We start from the raw sequence: 18960 nt of genomic DNA, 5'->3' as shown, positions 1-18960 counted from the left end.
GGGCCCTCAGCGGCGTACCGGATCGGGCTCGGCGGGTTCCGGCGCGGCCCGCCGCAGCGGCGCCCGGACCGGCGCGGCCGGCGCCGGGGCCAGCTCCGGCCAGAGCGTGTCGGTGACCGCGCGGGTCCGACCCGACCGGTACGCGGCGCGGCGCCTCCGCTCGGCCAGCACGGCGGACAGGTACGCCCACTCCGGCGCGCGCCACGGCGGCGGCGGTGACGTCACGGCGGCCACCTCCGCCCACAGCTCCCGGCCCAGCCGGATCGCCTCCGGCGCGGCGAGCTGCGGCAGCCGGTCGACGTACTGCCGGACGGCCAGGGCCAGCCCGTCGTCCACCCGGGTCAGGTCGAGCGTGGCCGCCCAGGCGAGCAGCGGCGGCACGGCCGGCGGCAGCGGCCGCCACACCCCGGCGCCCCGGGTGTGCACCACGAGCGTGCCGGCCACCAGGTCGCCCAGCCGCCGCCCGCGCGCGTCGGTGAGCATCACCGTCACGGTCGCCGCCCAGCTCAGCAGCGGCAGCACCAGGCCGGGCCACTCCACCGCGACGCCGACCAGCGCCCGGGTGACCGACTGACCGACCCCGACCGGCCCGCCGTCGGCCCGCACCACCCGCAGCCCCACCGCCAGCTTGCCCACCGTCCGCCCACCGGCGAACCGCTCCATCACCACCGGGTAGCCGACGAAGACCAGCACCACCAGGACCACCTGGAGGCCGCCGGCCAGGGCGGCGTCCATCACGTCCGGCGGCAGCGCGAGCACCAGCATCGACAGCGCCGCGCCGAGCACGAGCGCGAGGCCGATCTGGACGACCAGGTCGACCAGCAGGGCGAGCACCCGGGAGCCCAGCCGGGCCACCCGGACGTCCAGCTCCACCGCCTCACCGCTGACCAGACCGGCGTCGGCCCACCGCGAGGCCGGGGGAGGTTGCGCGCGCACCCCGACAGTGAACACCATGGACGCCGGACGGGGGAGGCACGAGTGGATCTCGACGCGTACGCGGCGGAGCACGGCGCGCAGTGGCGACGGCTGGAGCAGTTGACCGGCCGGCGTCGTCTGGATCCGGCCGAGGTCGACGAGCTGGTCATGCTCTACCAGCGCACCGCCACCCACCTCTCCACGCTGCGCAGCCGAGCCCCCGAGCCGGCGCTGGTCGGGCGGCTGTCCCACCTGGTCCTCGCCGCCCGCGCCCGGATCACCGGTCGCCCCCGGCCGTCCTGGGCGTCGGCGCGCCGGTTCCTGCTGGCCGACCTGCCGGCCGCCCTCTACCGCGCCTGGCCGTGGTGGTGCGGCGTCGCCACCGGGTTCAGCGCGCTGACCGGGTTCCTCATCTGGTTCGTCGCCGGCCACCCGGACACCGCCGCCGCGTTCATCGGCGCCGAGTCGGCCCGGCAACTCGTCGACTCCGGTTTCGCCGGCTACTACACCGAGTTCGCCGCGCCGACCTTCGCCTTCCACCTGTGGACGCACAACGCCTGGCTGGCGGCCCAGTGCCTGGCCGCCGGCGTGCTGGTGCTGCCGGTGTTCTGGCTGCTGTGGCAGAACGCGCTGAACGTCGGCGTGGTGGGCGGGGTGATGATCTCCTACGGCCGGGCGGACGTCTTCTTCGGCATGATCACGCCGCACGGCCTGCTGGAGTTGACCGGCATCCACATCGCCGCCGGGGTCGGGCTGCGGACCGCCTGGGCGTGGATCGCCCCGCCCGCGCATCTCGGCCGCGGCCGGGCGGTCGCCGAGGCCGGGCGGGCGGCCATCGTGGTCGCGGCCGGCCTGGTCGGCCTGTTCGCGGTCTCCGCGCTGCTGGAGGCGTTCGTCACCCCGGCGCCGCTGCCGGTGGCCGCGCGGGTGGCCGCCGGCGCCCTGGTCTGGGCGGGCTTCCTGGCCTACGCGCTGCTGCTCGGCCGGCACGCGGTCAGAGCTGGCCGGAGGCCTTGAGCCGCAGGTAGGTGTCGGCCACGGCGGGCGCGAGCCGGTCGGCGGCCACGTCCACCACTGTCACCCCGTGCCGGGACAGGGCGGCGCGCACCCGGTCCCGCTCGGCGAGCGCGCGCCAGGCCGACGCGGCCGCGTACGGGTCGTCGGGGCCGGTGGGGGTGGCGGTGGCGAGCCCGGTCAGCACCGGATCGTGGGTGGCCGCCAGCACCACCCGGTGTCGGGCCGCCAGCCGGGGAAGGACCGGCAGCAACCCCTCCCGCAGCGCGCCCGGGTCCAGCGCGGTGAAGAACACCACCAGGCTGCGCCGTCGTTCGCGCCGCAGCACCTCGGCGGCGACCAGCTCGAAGTCGGTCTCGGCCAGCGCCGGCTGGAGCGGCGCCATCGCCTCGACCAGGCGGGTGAGCAACGCCGGGCGGCCACTGCCGGTCACCCGGGCCCGCACGGCGGTGTCCACGGCCAGCAGGTCGACCCGGTCTCCGGCCCGGGCGGCCAGCGCGGTGAGCAGCAACGCCGCGTCGATCGCGGTGTCCAGCCGCGGCTCGTCGCCGAGCCGGACCGCCGAGGTGCGGCCGGTGTCCAGCACGCAGACGAGCCGCCTGTCGCGTTCCGGGCGCCAGGTGCGGACCAGCACGTCGGCGCGGCGGGCGCTGGCCCGCCAGTCGATCGACCGGACGTCGTCGCCGACGGCGTACTCGCGCAGGGTGTCGAACTCGGTGCCGTGGCCGCGCCCGCGCGTCACCTGCACGCCGTCGATGAGCCGCAGCCGGGCCAGCTTCTCCGGCAGGTGTCGCCGGGAGTCGAAGCGCGGCAGCACCCGCAGCGTCCACGGTGGCGTGGCGGGGCGTTCGGCGCGCTGCCGGAAACCCAGCCGCATCGGCCCGAGGGAGCGTACGGTCAGCGCCACCGCCGGCCGGTCGCCGCGACGGGTCGGGGTGAGGCGGACCGGCAGGGCGGCCGTGCCGCCGGGTGGCACGGTCAGCACCCCGGGCCCGGGGCGTTCGGGCCGCGCCCCCGCCGACGGCACCCACGCGTCCCGAACCTGCGCGTGCAGCGTGCGGTCGGTGGGGTTGGTCAGGTGCAGGGTGACCGTGGCGGTGCCGCCGAGCCGGACCGTCCGGTCGCCGGTGCGGTGCACGGCGAGCGCGTGCGGCGGGGCGGCGAGCGCCCGGTCGAGCGCCACCAGCAGCAACACCACCACGGTCAGCACGGCGACGCCGAGGAACGGCGCCGGCCAGGCCGGCAGCGTCGCGGCGCCCGCCGCGAGCAGCAGGCCCGCCCGCCAGGTCATCGCGGCGTCGGCACGGTGGCCAGCACCGAGTCCAGCACCGCGTCCACCGTGACGCCCTCCAGCTCCACCTCGGGCCGGGCCCGGAGCCGGTGCCGCAGCGTGGGACGGGCGACCGCCTTCACGTCGTCCGGCGTGACGTGGTCGCGGCCGGCCAGCCAGGACCACGCCTTCGCGGTGGCGAGCAGCGCGGTGGCGCCCCGGGGCGAGGCGCCCAGCTCCAGGGCGGGCGTGGACCGGGTGGCGCGGCAGAGGTCCACGATGTAGCCGAGCACCGGTTCGGCGACGTGCACCGCGTGCGCCTCCGCGCGGGCCGCGGCCAGGTCGGCCGCGCCGGCCACCGGGCGTACGCCGGCGGCACGCAGGTCGCGTGGGTCGAAGCCGGCGTGGTGCGCGCGGAGCACGCCCAGCTCCTCGTCCCGGCCCGGCAGCGGCACGGTCAGCTTGAGCAGGAAGCGGTCGAGCTGCGCCTCGGGCAGCGGGTAGGTGCCCTCGTACTCGACCGGGTTCTGGGTGGCCGCGACGATGAACGGCTCGGGCAGCGGACGGCGCTCGCCCTCGACGGACACCTGCCGTTCCTCCATCACCTCCAGCAGCGCCGACTGGGTCTTGGGCGGGGTGCGGTTGATCTCGTCGGCGAGGAGCAGGTTGGTGAAGACCGGCCCCTCGCGGAACGTGAACGCGGCGGTGCGCGGGTCGAAGATCAGCGAGCCGGTGACGTCGCCGGGCATCAGGTCGGGGGTGAACTGCACGCGCTTGGAGTCCAGGTCGAGCGCGGTGGCCAGGGTGCGGACCAGTAGCGTCTTGGCCACCCCCGGCACGCCCTCCAGCAGCACGTGCCCGCGGCAGAGCAACGCGATCACCAGCCCGGTGACCACGGCGTCCTGCCCGACGACCGCCTTGCCCACCTCGGCGCGCAGTCGGTGCAGGGCGGCGCGGGCGTCCGACGGGGCGGTGGGCGACGCGGCGGCGATGACAGGTCCGGTCACCGGGGTTCTCCTTCGCTCGGATGCGGGGCCAGGGTACGGGTCAACGTGTCCAGCTCACGGGCCAGCTCCAGCAGCTCCCGGTCGTTGTCCGGGGCGGGGCCGTGCAGCAGCTCGGCCACCCGTTCCGGGTCGCCGCCGGTGCCGGCCGCGACCCGGGCCGCCACCTCCTCGTCCGGGGTGTCCGGCGGAAGGTTGAGCCGGGGCAGGATGCGGCCCAGCGCGGCGTCCCGCAGCGTCCCGGCGACGGTGTCCCGCGCGCCCGCCCGCCGGTAGAGCCGGGCCCGGCCGCGTACGGTCTCGGCGGACCGGACGGCCACCGGCAGCGGCTCCGCCACCGGTGGCCCGAGCCGGCGGGCCCGCCACAGGACGACCAGCAGCCCGGCCACGGCGAGCTGCGCGAGGATCGCCCAGAACCAGGTCGGGAACGCGCCCCACAGCGGGTTGTCGACGCCCCGTGGCGGATCCGTCCGCGCGGGGCGTGCCTGGGCGGTCCCGCTCGGCGCGGGCGCGCCCTCGACCTCTCGGGTCGGCGACGGGCTCGGGCTGGTCGGCTCGGGTTCGGGCGCGGGCAGGTCCAGCCACACCACCGGGCGACCGCCGCTGCCGAGCAGGCCGGTGGCGAGGGCCCGGTTGGCCCACTCGTCGATCCGGTCGTTGCGGAACGGGTCGCTGGCGCCGACCAGCACGATCTCCGTGCCACCGGGGATCCGCAGCAGCGCGCCGCCGTAGCAGCGGTCGGCGCGGGCGGGCCCGGCGTACCGCTGGCGGTCGACCGCGGCGGTGCCGGCGCGCACCGCCTCGGGCAGCCGGCACGACGCGTCGTCGGCGTCCGGCGGCAGGGCCCGGGCGGCCCACCGGCGGTCGGTCGGTTCGGCCGGCGCGCCCAGCTCCACGAGCGCGCGGCGGGACGGCTCGACCAGCACCAGCCGGCTGCCGGGCGGCAACGCGGTCAGGTCGGCCAGGGTGTCCGGTCGCAGCAACTCGGGCGCCGGCACGAACAGCGTGCTCGGCGTGGCCCCGGCGGCGCGCAGCGCGGCGGCCGTGTCGGTCGCCCGGCTCGTCGACACCCCCTGCGCCGCCAGCGCCTCGGCGAGGCGGCTGCCTCCGTCGTCGTCGGTGGCCACCGGGGAGAGGAAGCCGCGTTCGTCCGCGTCGGGCTGGTCCACCTCGTGCAGGACCAGGGTGGTCACCATCAGCAGCACGCCCAGCCCGAGCGGGGCCGCGATCCGGTGCCACCGCCGACGGGCCGGGGCCGGGGTGGCGGTCACCGCTGCTCCTCCGCGCCGGTCAGCTCACGCCGCAGGTCGGCGGCGAGGGCACGCATCCGCTGGTCGTGCCCGGCGGTGGCGGGGCGTTGGGCGTACCAGAGGTCGGAGAAGATGGCGCCGGCGGCGTGCAGGGTGGGCCGCAGCGTCGGCCGGTTCCGCGCCGCGGCCTCGGTCACCTCGGTGACGGTGAGCCCGGCCCGCGGCTCCACCAGCTGCCGGGTGACCAGGAGCCGGACCATCTCGCGCAGCCGTTCCCGGACCGCCTCGGCATAGCGGCCCTCGGCGGCCAGCCGGTCGGCCGTACCGGCGCCGTCGACCGGGTCGGCGGGCGCCTCCCGGGGGGCGGGCACGCGCGCCGCCGGCAGGTCCGCCCGGCGTCGGCGGGTGGGCCGGCGCGGGCGAGGTCGCCGAAACCGGGGCAGCCGGACCCGGAACCGGGGCAGCCGGGGCCGGCGGAACCGGGGCAGCGCGAACCGGGGCAGCCGGCGGGGCACCCAGGCCGGGAAGGAATACCAGGCCAGGGCGGCGAGCAGCGCGGCGGCCAGGAGCAGCAACGCGGCCAGCGGCAGGGGCACCACGTCACCGAGCGCGGCGACCGTCTCGGTCCACCACCGGCTCACCGCTGGGCCGCCAGCAGCACGGGCTCCGGTACGCCGGCCGGCGCGCGGGAGAGCCGGATGTCCAACCCCTCGGTGCGGATCCGGGTCTCCAGGTGCAGCACCGCGTCCAGGCAGGCCAGCGCCGGGTAGGCGAGCGTGTTCACCGCCACCTGGGCGGCGACCGCCACCGGCAGCGCCCAGGCCGACACGTCGAACAGGCCCAGCAGCCCGAGACCGTAGGGGACACCCAACCCGATGCCGACCCGGACCAGCCACCAGCCCAGGTAGCCGAGCAGCCGGACGGCTCCGGCACGCCCGCCGACCCGGCCGGCGAGCCGGACCGCCCGCCCCGGGACCCGGTGTGCCGGCACCCCGTCGAGCATCAGCACCGGCACCACCAGGCCGAGCAGCCCGTAGGCCACGAACCAGGCGGGGCCGGCCAGCCCGGCGAGGCCGACGAGCAGCCCGACCGTGACCGCGGCGAGCACTGTCGCGCCCGGGCGGGCCGCGCGCAGCAGCTCCGACGGCGCGAGGCGGCGGCCGAGCAGCGCCGCGCCGCCGCCGCGCGCGGCCGGATTGCCCAGCAACGCGATGATCATGGCTTCGGTGCCGGCGCCGACCGCGAGCAGCAGCCAGTACCAGCCGAGGCGCGGCTCACCGCCGGCCCACCCGCCCGGCCACCAGCCCGGCGGGTGGGCGCCGGCCAGCATCCGCATCGGGTGGAGCAGGACCTGCTCGGCCAGCGCCAGCGGGAGGGCCAGCGGAAGGAGCACCCGGGCCTGGTCACGCAGGAGCAGGACGGCGGCGTCCAGCAGCTCGCCGACGGTCAGCGGGCGGCGCGGGAGCACCGCGGTCGGGCCGGCGTCGGACACGCGTTCTCCTGGGCGGCGGGGCAGAGGTGGCGGGCGGGGCGACACCCGGGGGATCATGGTTGCACGGCGGGTCCGCATCCGGTGGACCCGTCCGCCGAGGCGCGCCACGCCGTCCGGGCGCGCCGCCGGCTGTGGTGCGCGGGCGCGCTCGGCGCTACCGTGCCGGAAAGACTCCGACCTCCGACTGAACGGGGATGGAACGATAAACCCCATGAGAGCCCGCGTACTCGTGGTCGACGACGACCCCGCCCTTGCCGAGATGCTCGGCATCGTGCTGCGCAGCGAGGGCTTCGTGCCGTCCTTCGTCGCCGACGGAGAACGGGCATTGGCCGCGTTCCGCGACAGCCGGCCCGACATCGTGCTGCTCGACCTGATGCTGCCCGGCATGAGCGGCATCGACGTGGCCCGGGCGATCCGGGCCGAGTCCGGCGTGCCCATCGTGATGCTGACCGCCAAGAGCGACACCGTCGACGTGGTGCTCGGGCTGGAGTCCGGCGCCGACGACTACGTGGTCAAGCCGTTCAAGCCCAAGGAACTGGTGGCCCGGATGCGGGCCCGGTTGCGGCGCGGCGAGGACGTCGCGCCGGAGCTGCTCACCATCGGCCCGCCCGGCAACCAGATCACCATCGACGTGCCGGCGCACACGGTCAGCCGGGACGCCGAGGAGGTGAAGCTGACGCCGCTCGAGTTCGACCTGCTGGTGGCGCTCGCCCGCAAGCCGCGCCAGGTCTTCACCCGCGAGGTGCTGCTGGAGCAGGTGTGGGGCTACCGGCACGCCGCCGACACCCGGCTGGTCAACGTGCACGTGCAGCGGCTGCGCGCCAAGATCGAGCCGGACCCGGAGCGACCCGAAATCATCCTCACGGTTCGGGGCGTGGGCTACAAGGCGGGCACCGGATAACCTGGGCAGCACTGTGGTGACCGCCTCGCTGCCCGACCCGCCGACTCACGCGTCCCGCCGGCTGCACGCCGTGCGGGCGCTCCGGCGCGACCTGGTCGGCCGGTCGGTCCGGTTCGTCGCGGGCGTGCGCCAGGCCTGGCGGCGGTCGCTCCAGGTCCGCGTGGTCACCATCACGCTGGTGGCGTCGAGTCTGCTGGTGGGCGGTTTCGCCTATCTGATCGCCGACAAGATCACCAACATCCTGCTGGAGAACGCCCAGACCGACGTCCGGTTGCGGCTGAACAACGGCAGCGAGTATGCCGCGAAGCAGTTCAACCTCTACAGCCAGCCGCAGGAGGCCCAGCTCCAGGACACCATCGACGGCACGGTCAACTACCTGGCCGGCGGTGACCCGGCGCAGACCAGCGGCGTGGTGGTGGCGATCACCGCCGACAACTTCGCCGAGTTCATCGAGCCGCGGGTGTCACCGGACGTGCCGGTCCGGTCGGTGATCGGCGACGAGCTGCGGAGCGCCGTGGCGTCCGGCAAGGTGGCCCACCAGATCCGCACCGGCGCGCTCGGCGGGGAGCGCACGAAATACCTGGTCTACGGCTCCCCGGTGCCGACCAAGTTCGGGCAGGTCGAGCTCTACTACCTCGTACCCCTGGCCCGGCAGGACGCCACGGCGGCCGACGCCCGCGCCACGGTGGTGGCCACCGGCGTGGCCCTGGTGCTCCTGCTCGGGCTGCTGGCCGCCCTCGTCACCCGCCTGGTGGTGACCCCGGTCCGGGTCGCCGCGCGCACCGCCCAGCGGCTCTCCGCCGGGCTGCTCGACCAGCGCATGGTGGTCTCCGGCGAGGACGACCTGGCCCTGCTCGCCGCCTCGTTCAACCAGATGGCGACCAACCTGCAACGGCAGATCCTCCGGCTGGAGGAGATGTCCCGGTTGCAACGCCGGTTCACCTCGGACGTCTCGCACGAGCTGCGTACCCCGTTGACCACGGTGCGGATGGCAGCCGACCTGATCTTCACCGAGCGCGACGGGTTCGACCCGGCGGTGGCCCGCAGCGCCGAGCTGCTCCAGGCCGAGCTGGACCGGTTCGAGGAGCTGCTCACCGACCTGCTGGAGATCAGCCGGTTCGACGCCGGCTTCGCGGTGCTGGACAGCGAGCCCACCGATCTGGTGCCGGTGGTGCACCGGGTGACCGAGCGGCTGGCCGGACTGGCCGAGCGGGTCGGGGTCGCCATCGAGCTGGACCTGCCGGGCACGCCGGTGATCGCCGAGGTCGACCCGCGCCGGGTCGAGCGGGTGCTTCGCAACCTGGTCGGCAACGCGGTCGAGCACGGCGAGGCCAAGCCGGTGCGGATCACCCTGGGGATGGACCAGAGCGCGGTGGCGGTCACCGTGCGGGACCACGGCGTCGGCCTGAAACCGGGCGAGGAGAAGCTGGTCTTCAACCGGTTCTGGCGGGCCGACCCGTCCCGAGCCCGACAGACCGGTGGCACCGGCCTGGGGCTGTCGATCAGCCTGGAGGACGCCCGGCTGCACGGCGGCTGGCTGGAGGCGTGGGGCGCGCCGGGGCAGGGCGCCCAGTTCCGGCTGACCCTGCCGGCCCGGGCCGGCGACCGGCTCACCACCTCGCCGCTGCGGCTGGTGCCGGCCGACGCCACCCTGCCGTTCGGTGGTCCGCGTGACGGCGGCCTGCTCGCCATCGGCCCGGGCAGCGGGGCCGGGGCGTTGGCCATCGGTCCCGCCGACACCGAGCCCGCGGAGGTCCGGCCATGAGCGCGAGGAGCGGGTCGGGGTCGCGAGCGCGGCGCCTGGTGGTCGGGTTGCTGGCCGGCGTGCTGCTGCTCCCCGCCGGCTGTGGCATCCCGGCCGAGACCGACGTCCAGGTCGACGGCTCGGTGCCGGTGGCCGAACCCGGCTCGCTCAACGGCCCGCCGGCCTCGCCGCCGGCGCCGACCGACAGCGACGAGCCCGTGCCGTTCATCGAGAACTACCTGCGGGCGGCCGCCGCCGGGGAGCGGGACCAGGCCTACACCCGGGCCCGCACCTTCCTCGCCAACGAGGCCCGCGACCAGCTCCCGGGCAAGCCGCAGACCAGCGAGATCGGGCTGACCGTGGTCCGACTGCGGGCGAAGCCCGAGAGCACCCCGCCGAACAACCAGGGCACCAGCACGGTCCGGATCAAGGTGCAGCAGGTGGGCGTGCTGCGCGCCGACGGCACGCTCGGTCCGCCGGAGGCCACCGAGACCGAGTACGTCTTCGAGCTGCGCCGTGCCGAGCCTCCCGGCAGCGGCTTGTTGATCACCCGGCTGCCGAACGTGCTGCTGACCAGCGACGCGGCGCTGCGCGAGTTCTACCGCCAGCACAACGTCTACTTCTGGAACTCGGACCAGACCCGCCTGATCCCCGACCTGCGTTACCTGCCGGCGGTGCCGGCCGAACGTCTCGTCACCGAGGTGATGAAGTGGCTGGCCGGCGGCCCGTCCGACTGGCTGGAGCCGGGGGTGACCGGGCTGCCCGACCGGACCCGGCCGATCAACAACGCCACCGGCGGGGACTCCCAGTGGGAGGTCAACCTGGACATGCCCGGGGCCAACGAGGAACGGCTGGCCCGGCTCGGCACCCAGCTGGCGTGGTCGCTGCCGGGGCTGACCGGTCAGCTCGACCTGAAGATCCAGAACCAGAAGCGGTTCAGCGTCGACCTGGCGCGGGAGCGCACCGAGCACGACGCCTACCCGCGTGGCGTGGATCCGACGCGGTTCACCGTCTACGACGGCGTCATCCATCCACTCGCGCTCGCCAGTGAACGGCGGGGCACGGTTCCGCTCCCGCCCGCGGAGAACCGCAACGTGGTCTCCGCGTCGATCGCCCACGCCGACGACCAGGTGCTCGCGGCGATGGTGGTGACCGGGCCGGATCGGCGCCTCCGGCTCAAGGTGGGCACCGGCCTCGACCCGGTGGCGGTGTTCAACAGCAGCGCGACGACGTTCGGCACGATGAGCCGGCCGACCTGGCTGCGCTCGCTGGACAAGGCCCACCCGGCGGGTCTGGTGGCGGCCGACGGCAGGCTCTACCGGTTCGACGGGGCGGCCGGGATCAGCCCGGTTCCGCTCAACGTGGCCGGGAAGGTGGTGGCGGTGGCCGGGTCCCTGGACGGCCACCGGATCACGCTGGTGGGTGGCGGCGCGGTCTACGTCGCCCCGGTGAACGTCGAGGGCGGCGTGGTCAACGTGGGCCAACCGCGCCGGCTGCCGACGTCGCTGACCGACGTCACCGCCGCCGACTGGATCTCGGAGGACCAACTCGTCCTCGCCGGCGACGACCCGGATCGGCGTCCGGTCATCCACCAGCTCAGCATCGACGGCGGCTTCGAGTCCCCGCTCAAGAACGAGATCGGTTCGGCGGTGACCCAACTGGCGGGATATCCGGGCAGCGGAGACCGGGGGCTGCCCGCGTTCTCCTTCATGTACGAGGCGAACGGCGCGGCCTACCAGAACAACCCGTTCGAGTTCATCAAGCCGCAGCAGGTGCTGGACCTGCCGGCGGGCAGCCGGGTGGTCAGCCCGACCGCGCCCTTCTTCCTCTACTGAGGCTCCGGTGCCGGATCTGGGCGGGCTCTTCTCGGACCTGACCGATCTGGTGCTGCCGGCCGGCTGCGCCGGCTGCGCGGCGCGCGCACCGGGGCTGCGGCGGGGCTTCTGCCCGCGCTGTGTGGACGAGCTGGAGTCGTTGCGCCCGGGGCCGACCCGCCCCGATCCGGCCCCGCCCGGCCTGCCGCCCTGCGTCGCCCTCGGCCCGTACGCCGGGGCGCTGCGCGAGGGACTGCTGGCGTACAAGGAACGGGGCCGGCACGGGCTGGCCCGGCCGCTGGGCGCGTTGCTGGCCGAGGTGGTGGCCGTGGCGGTGGGGCGGCAGCCGGGCCCGGTGACCCTGGTGTGGGTGCCGGACACCGCCCGGGCGGCGCGGGCGCGGTACGGCGACCACCTGGAGCGGATGGTGCGTCCGGCCGCGGCGCGGCTGCGCGCGGCCGGCTGGCAGGTGCATGTGCGGCGGCCGCTGCGGGCGTCGCCCCGGCCGGACTCGGTGGCGCTGGACAGCGCCGGTCGGGCCGCAGCGGCGGAGTCGGCGTTCCGGCTGCGCCGGCCGGCGTCGGAGGAGCCGGCGGGAACCGTGGTGCTGCTCGACGACATCGTCACCACCGGTGCCACATTGGCGGCGGCGAGCCGGAAATTGCGCGGCGCGGGAATGACGCCAAAGGTCGCGGCGGTGCTCGCGGCAACGCAAAAGCGGCGGCTTTGGTGACGCTTCGTGCATCCCTTTCACCCCATGGTGTATGAGGTGTTAAATTTCGCGACCGCTCTCGGCAACCGGGGGTGACTGTCGGCCGAACAGGAGTTAGCGTTTCGGTGTCGGGGGTAGTGAGGATGCCAACCTTCCCCCGGCACTGGAAGGAGGCGTAGCCGAACACCACCGGTCGACGCCGAGCGGAGCTCTCCCAGGCGCGTCGACCGGAAGATCCGGACCGAACGACCGTCCGAACAAGGGAGGTCACGTGGACATCGTGGTCAAGGGCCGTAACGTCGAAGTGCCGGACCATTACCGGGTGCACGTAGCCGAGAAACTCGCAAAGATCGAACGCTACGACCACAAGCTCATTCGCGTGGATGTCGAGTTGTTCCACGAGCGCAATCCGCGCCAGGCCGACCACTGCCAGCGGGTGGAGATCACCTGCGTCACGCGCGGTCCGGTGATCCGGGCCGAGGCCTGCACGAACGACTTCTACAGCGCGCTCGACGCCGCCATCGCCAAGCTGGACACCCGTTTCCGCCGGGCGGCCGACCGCCGCCGGGTGCACCGCGGGCGGCACGCGCCGCTCTCGGTGGCCGCCGCGACCGCCGGCCTGCCGGTGGCCGACCTCGACGGGCCGGGGCTGGCGTCGCTCAACGGGCACGGCACGACCACCGCCGTGGCCGACCGTCCCGACCAGAGCGGTCACGAGGAGCCCGACGACCAGCCGTGGCACATCGCCCGGGAGAAGGTCCACCCCGCCGAACCGATGACCGTCGACGACGCGTTGTTCCAGATGGAACTGGTCGGCCACGACTTCTACCTGTTCCTGGACAAGGAGTCCGGCCGCCCGAGTGTGGTCTACCGCCGCCGCGCCTACGACTACGGCATCATCTCGCTCGACACCTGACCCGTTGACCGCTGATCCGGGGCCCCCACACGCTCGCGGGGGCCCCGTTCAGTCCCGGTCCGAGGCCAGCCGGCCGAAGACCACCGAGTCGGTGCGGGCGCCGTCCACGCCGGGCATCCGCCCGCGCAGCACTCCCTCCCGCCGGAAGCCGGCCCGTTCCAGCACCCGCTGGGAGGCGAGGTTCTCCTCCCGGGTGCCGGCCCAGAGCCGGGCCACCCCGACGTGGAACGCCCAGCCGGCGAGCAACCGGACCGCGCGCGTGGCCAGCCCTCGGCCGCGGGCCTCGGGCAGCACGCTGTAGCCCAGCGTGGCCTGGCCGGTGGCCGGCTCGTCGTACCCCAGGGCGCAGCCGCCGACCAGCACGCCGGTGGCCGCGTCCAGGATTGCCAGGTCGGCGGCATCGCCGGCCAGCCAGTAGCCGGCCGCCAGCCGGCAGCGTCGCGCGATCGACTCCCGGTCCGGCGGCACCGGCGGCACCCGGTTCGCCACCACCTCCGGCAGCGTGTGCAGCCGGTGCAGCGCGTCGGCGTCCGCCGGCTCCAGCCGGCGCAGCGTCACCACGCCGTCGGTGAGCCGGCCGCCGGGCAGGTCCGGCAGCAGCCGGGCGGTCGGCCCGGGCGGGTCGTCGGCCAGCCGCACCCAGGCCAGCAGGTCGTGGCGTACGCCGTCGCGTGCCGCGCCCGCCGCCCGGCGGACTCCCTCGTGCCGGTAGCCGCAGGAAAGCGCGGCCCGTTGGCTCGCCTCGTTCTCCCGGTGGGTGAGCAGTTCCAGCCGGGCCGCGCCGGCGGCGAAGGCGCGCTCGCCGAGTGCCCGGGTGGCGGCGGTCGCCACGCCCCGCCCACGGGCCCACGGCGCCACCCAGTAGCCGATCTCGAAATCCGCCCGCGCCGCGGTGAGCCGGGTCAGCCCGATGCCGCCGAGCAGCCGGTCGGTGTCCGGGTCGGCGATCGCGTACGCGCAGCCGCCGGCGGCCCACACGGCCGGCTCGCCCTCGGCGATCCACCACCGGGCGCTGTCCGCGTCGTACTCCTCGGGCAGGGCCGGCAGGAACCGCCGGGTCTCCGGGTCGGCGCAGCCCGCCACCAGGTCCGGCACGTCGGCCGGCCCGGTCCGCCGCAGGCGTACCCCGTACGCCTCGATCGTCTCGGGGATCACCTGAGGTCCTGCGGCAGCAGCCCGCCCACCCACACGTCCTGCCGCTCGCCGCGGTGCTGGATGCCGCCGCGCAGCGTGCCCTCGACGGTGAAGCCAGCCTTCTCGGCGGCCCGGCGGGACGCGGTGTTGCCGACGTTGGCCCGCCACTCGACGCGGGCCAGGCCGAGCGTGGTGAAGCCCCAGGCGCAGAGCGCGATGAGCGCGGCCGGTAGGTAGCCTCGGCCCCGGGCGTACGGCGCGGTCATGAAGCCGACGTCGGCCACCAGCGGGGCGGCGGCGAAGATCCGCAGGTCGAGCGAGGCGACGTAGTGGTCGTCGGCGTCGGCCACCGCGAACATCGCCGCGGTGCCCCGGGCCCACGCCGGCCGCACCAGGTCCCGCAGGTAGCCCTCGGCGTGTTCGGGCCGGTACGGGTGCGGCACCGTGGTCCAGCGCACCGTCTCCTCGTCCTGGCAGGTGCGGGTGACAGCGGCCAGGTCCTTCTCCTCCAGTGCGCGCAGCCTCAGCTCGGTGTCGCCGGCGGTGGCGAACAGGACGGGCTGCGGCCGACCGAAGACCGCCGCCCGGCGGGCCTGGAGCGTGGCCGGGCCGAACGGCACCGGATCGCCCGGCGCGGCCAGGTCGGTCGGGAGGAGGGAACCGATCCACCCTTCCGGCCGGCCCCCGTCGGCGGGGTGGGCCAGCCGCAGCTCGCCCTCCACCCGGAAGCCGGCGCGCAGCGCGACCAGCCGGGAGGCGTGGTTGCCGATCTCGGCCTGCCAGGTCAGCCGGCGCAGCTTGAGCGCGTCGAACGCCCAGCGGGCGACGGCCCGGGTGGCGCGCACCGCGACGCCGCGCCCGCGGGCCCACGGCGCGGTCCAGTAGCCCACCTCGGCCGAGTCCAGCGCGCGGTCGACGGAGACCAGGCCGCACGAGGCGAGCAACTCCCCGGTGTCGGCGTCGCAGACCGCGAACGGTGCCCCGGTGTCCTGCGCCCAGGCCGTCGCGCTGATCGTGGTCACGAACGCGAGGGCGTGTTCGGGCAGGTACGGGCGAGGTACGGTGGTCCAGCGCTGGATGTCCGGGTCCTGGCAGGCGCGGTGCACCTCGGCGGCGTCCGCCGCCCGCCAGGGGCGCAGCAACAGCCCGTCCTCGACGATCTCCACAGGCTCCATCCGAGCCATGGTGCCGGATCGTTCGCGGACGGCGTAACCCGATTTGCGGCCGCCGGGCACACGGTCGCGGTGTTATGTCGGGTTCGCGGGTCCGGACCGCCGCCACCAGTGACCATCGCCGTGCCGGAGCGCCTACGATGGTTCGAGACCGTCTAGGGGAGCGTTGATCCGTGTCGATTCTGGAAAAGGTCCTTCGCGCCGGCGAGGGCCGCATGGTGCGTCGGCTGAAGGCCATCGCGGCCGCCGTCAACTCGATCGAGGACGACTACGTCAACCTCGACGACGACGAGCTGCGCGGCATGACCGACCAGTTCAGGGAGCGGCTCGCCGACGGCGAGACCCTCGACGACCTGCTGCCGGAGGCGTTCGCGGTGTGCCGCGAGGCCGCCTCGCGGGTGCTCGGCCAGCGGCCCTACGACGTCCAGGTGATGGGCGGCGCGGCGCTGCACTTCGGCAACATCGCCGAGATGAAGACCGGTGAGGGCAAGACGCTCACCTCGGTCATGCCGGTCTACCTGAACGCGCTCGCCGGCAAGGGCGTGCACGTGATCACCGTGAACGACTACCTGGCCGAGCGGGACGCCGCCTGGATGGGCCGGGTGCACGAGTTCCTCGGGCTCGACGTCGGCGTGGTGCTGCCCAACCGGCCCGCCACCGAGCACCGCGCGGCCTACGAGTGCGACATCACCTACGGCACCAACAACGAGTTCGGCTTCGACTACCTGCGCGACAACATGGCCTGGTCGAAGGAGGAGCTGGTCCAGCGCGGCCACTTCTTCGCGGTCGTCGACGAGGTCGACTCGATCCTCATCGACGAGGCCCGCACCCCGCTGATCATCTCCGGTCCGGCCGAGCACTCCGCCCGGTGGTACCAGGAGTTCGCCACCGTGGTGGCCCGCCTCCAGCCCGGCACCGACGGTGAGGGCGACTACGAGGTCGACCACGCCAAGCGCACCATCGCGGTCACCGAGCGCGGGGTGGCCCGGGTCGAGGACCGGCTCGGCATCGACAACCTCTACGAGTCGGTCAACACGCCCCTGGTCGGCTACCTGAACAACGCGATCAAGGCCAAGGAGCTCTACAAGCGCGACAAGGACTACATCGTCAGCGACGGCGAGGTCCTGATCGTCGACGAGTTCACCGGCCGCATCCTGCACGGCCGTCGCTACAACGAGGGCATGCACCAGGCGATCGAGGCCAAGGAGGGGGTGGAGATCAAGCAGGAGAACCAGACCCTGGCCACCATCACCCTCCAGAACTACTTCCGCCTCTACGAGAAGCTCTCCGGCATGACCGGTACGGCCCAGACCGAGGCGGGCGAGTTCAACAAGGTCTACAAGGTCGGCGTCGTGACCATCCCGACGCACCGGCCGATGGTCCGGATGGACCGGCCCGACGTCATCTACAAGACCGAGAAGGCCAAGTTCAACGCCGTCGTCGAGGACATCGCCGAGCGGCACGAGCAGGGCCAGCCGGTGCTGGTCGGCACCGTCTCGGTGGAGAACTCCGAGATCCTGTCGCACATGCTGCGCCGCCGCGGCATCCCGCACTCGGTGTTGAACGCGAAGTTCCACGCCAAGGAGGCGGAGATCGTCGCCCAGGCCGGGCGCAAGGGTGGGGTCACGGTCGCCACCAACATGGCCGGCCGCGGCACCGACATCCTGCTCGGCGGCAACCCCGAGTTCCTCGCCGCCAACGAGCTTCGCCAGCGCGGCCTCGACCCGGTCGAGCAGCCTGAGGAGTACGCCAAGGCGCTCGAGGAGATCCTGCCGACCTGGAAGCAGGCCTGCGACGCCGAGGCGGAGGAGGTGGCCGCCGTCGGCGGGCTCTACGTGCTCGGCACCGAGCGGCACGAGTCCCGGCGGATCGACAACCAGCTGCGCGGTCGCGCCGGCCGGCAGGGCGACCCGGGCGAGTCCCGCTTCTACCTGTCGCTGCAGGACGAGCTGATGAAGCGGTTCCGGGCCGGTGCGGTCGAGGCGGTGATGGACCGCTTCAACATCCCGGAGGACGTGCCCATCGAGTCGAAGATGGTCACCCGCCAGATCAAGAGCGCGCAGGCCCAGATCGAGGGCCAGAACGCCGAGATCCGGAAGAACGTCCTGAAGTACGACGAGGTGCTGAACAAGCAGCGCCAGGTGGTCTACGCCGAGCGTCTCCGGGTGCTCAACGGCGAGGACCTCTCGGACCAGGTCCGCAACATGATCGACGACGTGGTGGGCGCGTACGTGGTCGGCGCGACGAGCGACGGCTACGCGGAGGACTGGGACCTCGACCAGCTCTGGTCCAGCCTGAAGCAGCTCTACCCGGTCGGCATCACGGTCGAGGAGCTGGAGGAGGAGGTCGGCTCCCGCGCCGGCCTCGACCAGGACTTCCTGCTCGCCCGCCTCAAGGAGGACGCGAACGCCGCGTACGACCGGCGTGAGGAGGAGCTCGGCGAGGAGGCGGTCCGCCAGCTCGAGCGGATGGTCCTGCTCCAGGTGATCGACCGCAAGTGGCGCGAGCACCTCTACGAGATGGACTACCTCCAGGAGGGCATCAGCCTGCGGGCGTACGCCCAGCGCGACCCGGTCATCGAGTACCAGCGCGAGGGCTTCGACATGTTCGCCACCATGATGGACGGCATCAAGGAGGAGACTGTCGGCTTCCTCTACAACCTCGACGTGCAGGTCGAGGAGGCCGAGCCGGAGGCGGCCGAGGAGGAGGTGCAGCTGCTGGAGAAGCCGGTCGAGATCAAGGCCAAGGGCCTCAACCGCACCCCGCAGCAGCAGGGCCTGCAATACTCCGCCCCCGCCGTCGACGGGGAGGCCGGTCGCGGCGCTCCGGTGATCGAGCGGGTCGAGCAGCAGGCGCCGGCGCTGGGCATCGGCCAGCCCTCGTCGGAGCGTCCCGCCGCTTCGGGTCCGCGCCGGACGCCGGCCGGGGCGAGTGGTCAGGCGGTCGCCGCGAGCACCGCCCGACGGGCCGCGGCACCCCAGGTCGACGGCGGTGAGGGCCCGTCCCGGAACGCGCCCTGCCCGTGCGGCTCCGGCCGGAAGTACAAGCGCTGCCACGGTTCGCCCAACGGCGGCAACTGACCTCAGGCGCATCGCCCGACGGGCCCCGGCCACCGGCCGGGGCCCGTCGGCGTCCCACCCCGCCCGGGCTCCCGTGCGCGCTGGTGTGCCTGCGTCGATCCTTGAGTGGGGTGGTCAAGGCGTTCATGACTGAGGGCTCGGGGCGTTTTCCGGGTGGAACGGCATGGATGTGTCGTGGCCCGGTGCTCACCGATGGGGTTCCTCCCGGCTGTTGGGCAACCCGCTCGGGGAGGCGCTCCCGACACGGCACCCCGCGACCGCACGTCCACCCCGACTGCGGCCCTCGCGCGTAACCGCCGCCGACCACCGGTACGGAGCACGATCCTGGAGCGATTCCCGGTGAGGCCGGGGAACGGGTGGATGATCAAGGAGTTTGCGTCGCCGCGGAGATCGACTCCGACGCAAGCTCCTTGATCAACGCTGATGGAGGGTGAGGGTCGGAAGCGGGGGAGTTCGTTCCGATCTCTGGGGCGTCGCGACCCCTGGATCGACGTCACCTTTGAGATCTTGGAGGGAGGCGGCCCCGGGAAGGGCCATCAGCT

Annotated in this window: 15 protein-coding genes; 7 read left to right on the top strand and 8 right to left on the bottom strand. The window is 74.4% G+C overall.

Annotated elements, in window-relative coordinates:
• Positions 1–6: 6 nt before the first annotated feature.
• Complete coding sequence (locus tag O7598_RS24725; protein WP_269693662.1) at positions 7–936, bottom strand: RDD family protein; 930 nt, start codon at positions 934–936, stop codon at positions 7–9.
• Positions 937–978: 42 nt separating this feature from the next.
• On the opposite strand from O7598_RS24725, the gene O7598_RS24720 reads away from it, so the two are divergent.
• A complete protein-coding gene (locus tag O7598_RS24720; RefSeq protein ID WP_269693661.1) occupies positions 979–1932 on the top strand; it encodes a stage II sporulation protein M in 954 nt (317 codons plus the stop codon).
• On the opposite strand, the gene O7598_RS24715 is transcribed toward O7598_RS24720, so the two are convergent.
• Genes O7598_RS24715 through O7598_RS24695 form a run of 5 tightly spaced genes read right to left on the bottom strand, consistent with a single transcriptional unit; the run spans position 1910 to position 6945 of the window.
• Positions 1910–3220, bottom strand: a complete 1311-nt coding sequence (locus tag O7598_RS24715) for a DUF58 domain-containing protein (protein WP_269693660.1) — start codon at positions 3218–3220, stop codon at positions 1910–1912. The two genes, O7598_RS24720 and O7598_RS24715, sit on opposite strands and share 23 nt — an antisense overlap.
• Complete coding sequence (locus O7598_RS24710) at positions 3217–4191, bottom strand: AAA family ATPase (protein ID WP_425412812.1); 975 nt, start codon at positions 4189–4191, stop codon at positions 3217–3219. The genes O7598_RS24715 and O7598_RS24710 overlap by 4 nt, the downstream gene beginning before the upstream one ends.
• An 11-nt stretch (positions 4192–4202) precedes the next feature.
• Positions 4203–5474, bottom strand: coding sequence for a DUF4350 domain-containing protein (locus tag O7598_RS24705; protein WP_269693659.1), 1272 nt, complete (start codon positions 5472–5474; stop codon positions 4203–4205).
• Positions 5471–6094 carry a DUF4129 domain-containing protein gene (locus O7598_RS24700; RefSeq protein ID WP_269693658.1) on the bottom strand — a complete coding sequence of 208 codons (624 nt, stop codon included), beginning with the start codon at positions 6092–6094 and terminating at the stop codon, positions 5471–5473. Before O7598_RS24700 ends, O7598_RS24705 begins: the two co-directional genes overlap by 4 nt.
• On the bottom strand, positions 6091–6945 hold the full coding sequence (locus tag O7598_RS24695) for a hypothetical protein (protein ID WP_269693657.1): 855 nt from the start codon (positions 6943–6945) through the stop codon (positions 6091–6093). The genes O7598_RS24700 and O7598_RS24695 overlap by 4 nt, the downstream gene beginning before the upstream one ends.
• Before the next feature lie 211 nt (positions 6946–7156).
• Here O7598_RS24695 and mtrA point away from each other — a divergent pair, with 211 nt between their 5' ends.
• The 5 genes from mtrA (at position 7157) to hpf (ending at position 13032) form a co-directional block, all read left to right on the top strand.
• On the top strand, positions 7157–7846 hold the full coding sequence (mtrA, locus tag O7598_RS24690) for an MtrAB system response regulator MtrA (protein ID WP_091060316.1): 690 nt from the start codon (positions 7157–7159) through the stop codon (positions 7844–7846).
• A 70-nt stretch (positions 7847–7916) separates the two neighbouring features.
• Entirely contained in the window at positions 7917–9611 is a 1695-nt protein-coding gene (gene mtrB / locus O7598_RS24685; RefSeq protein ID WP_269694966.1) for an MtrAB system histidine kinase MtrB, read from the top strand.
• Positions 9608–11425: an LpqB family beta-propeller domain-containing protein gene (locus O7598_RS24680; protein WP_269693656.1), complete on the top strand. Its 1818-nt coding sequence runs from the start codon at positions 9608–9610 to the stop codon at positions 11423–11425. Before mtrB ends, O7598_RS24680 begins: the two co-directional genes overlap by 4 nt.
• A 49-nt stretch (positions 11426–11474) precedes the next feature.
• Positions 11475–12137 carry a ComF family protein gene (locus O7598_RS24675; RefSeq protein ID WP_269694964.1) on the top strand — a complete coding sequence of 221 codons (663 nt, stop codon included), beginning with the start codon at positions 11475–11477 and terminating at the stop codon, positions 12135–12137.
• A 250-nt stretch (positions 12138–12387) separates the two neighbouring features.
• Positions 12388–13032 (top strand): ribosome hibernation-promoting factor, HPF/YfiA family, encoded by a 645-nt coding sequence (hpf, locus tag O7598_RS24670; RefSeq protein ID WP_269693655.1) that lies wholly within the window; start codon positions 12388–12390, stop codon positions 13030–13032.
• 48 nt (positions 13033–13080) lie between these two features.
• Here the strand turns inward: hpf and O7598_RS24665 are convergent, their stop codons facing one another.
• A complete protein-coding gene (locus O7598_RS24665) occupies positions 13081–14187 on the bottom strand; it encodes a GNAT family N-acetyltransferase (protein WP_269693654.1) in 1107 nt (368 codons plus the stop codon).
• Positions 14184–15341, bottom strand: a complete 1158-nt coding sequence (locus tag O7598_RS24660) for a GNAT family N-acetyltransferase (RefSeq protein WP_269693653.1) — start codon at positions 15339–15341, stop codon at positions 14184–14186. The genes O7598_RS24665 and O7598_RS24660 overlap by 4 nt, the downstream gene beginning before the upstream one ends.
• A gap of 170 nt (positions 15342–15511) precedes the next feature.
• Between O7598_RS24660 and secA the strand changes: the two genes are divergently transcribed.
• The gene (gene secA / locus O7598_RS24655; RefSeq protein WP_269693652.1) at positions 15512–18418 is read left to right on the top strand and encodes a preprotein translocase subunit SecA; all 2907 of its coding nucleotides are present in this window, start codon (positions 15512–15514) and stop codon (positions 18416–18418) included.
• Positions 18419–18960: the final 542 nt, after the last annotated feature.

Source organism: Micromonospora sp. WMMC241 (genome assembly GCF_027460165.1).
Lineage (GTDB): Bacteria > Actinomycetota > Actinomycetes > Mycobacteriales > Micromonosporaceae > Micromonospora > Micromonospora humi.
This window is presented reverse-complemented; position numbering and strand designations above follow the sequence as displayed.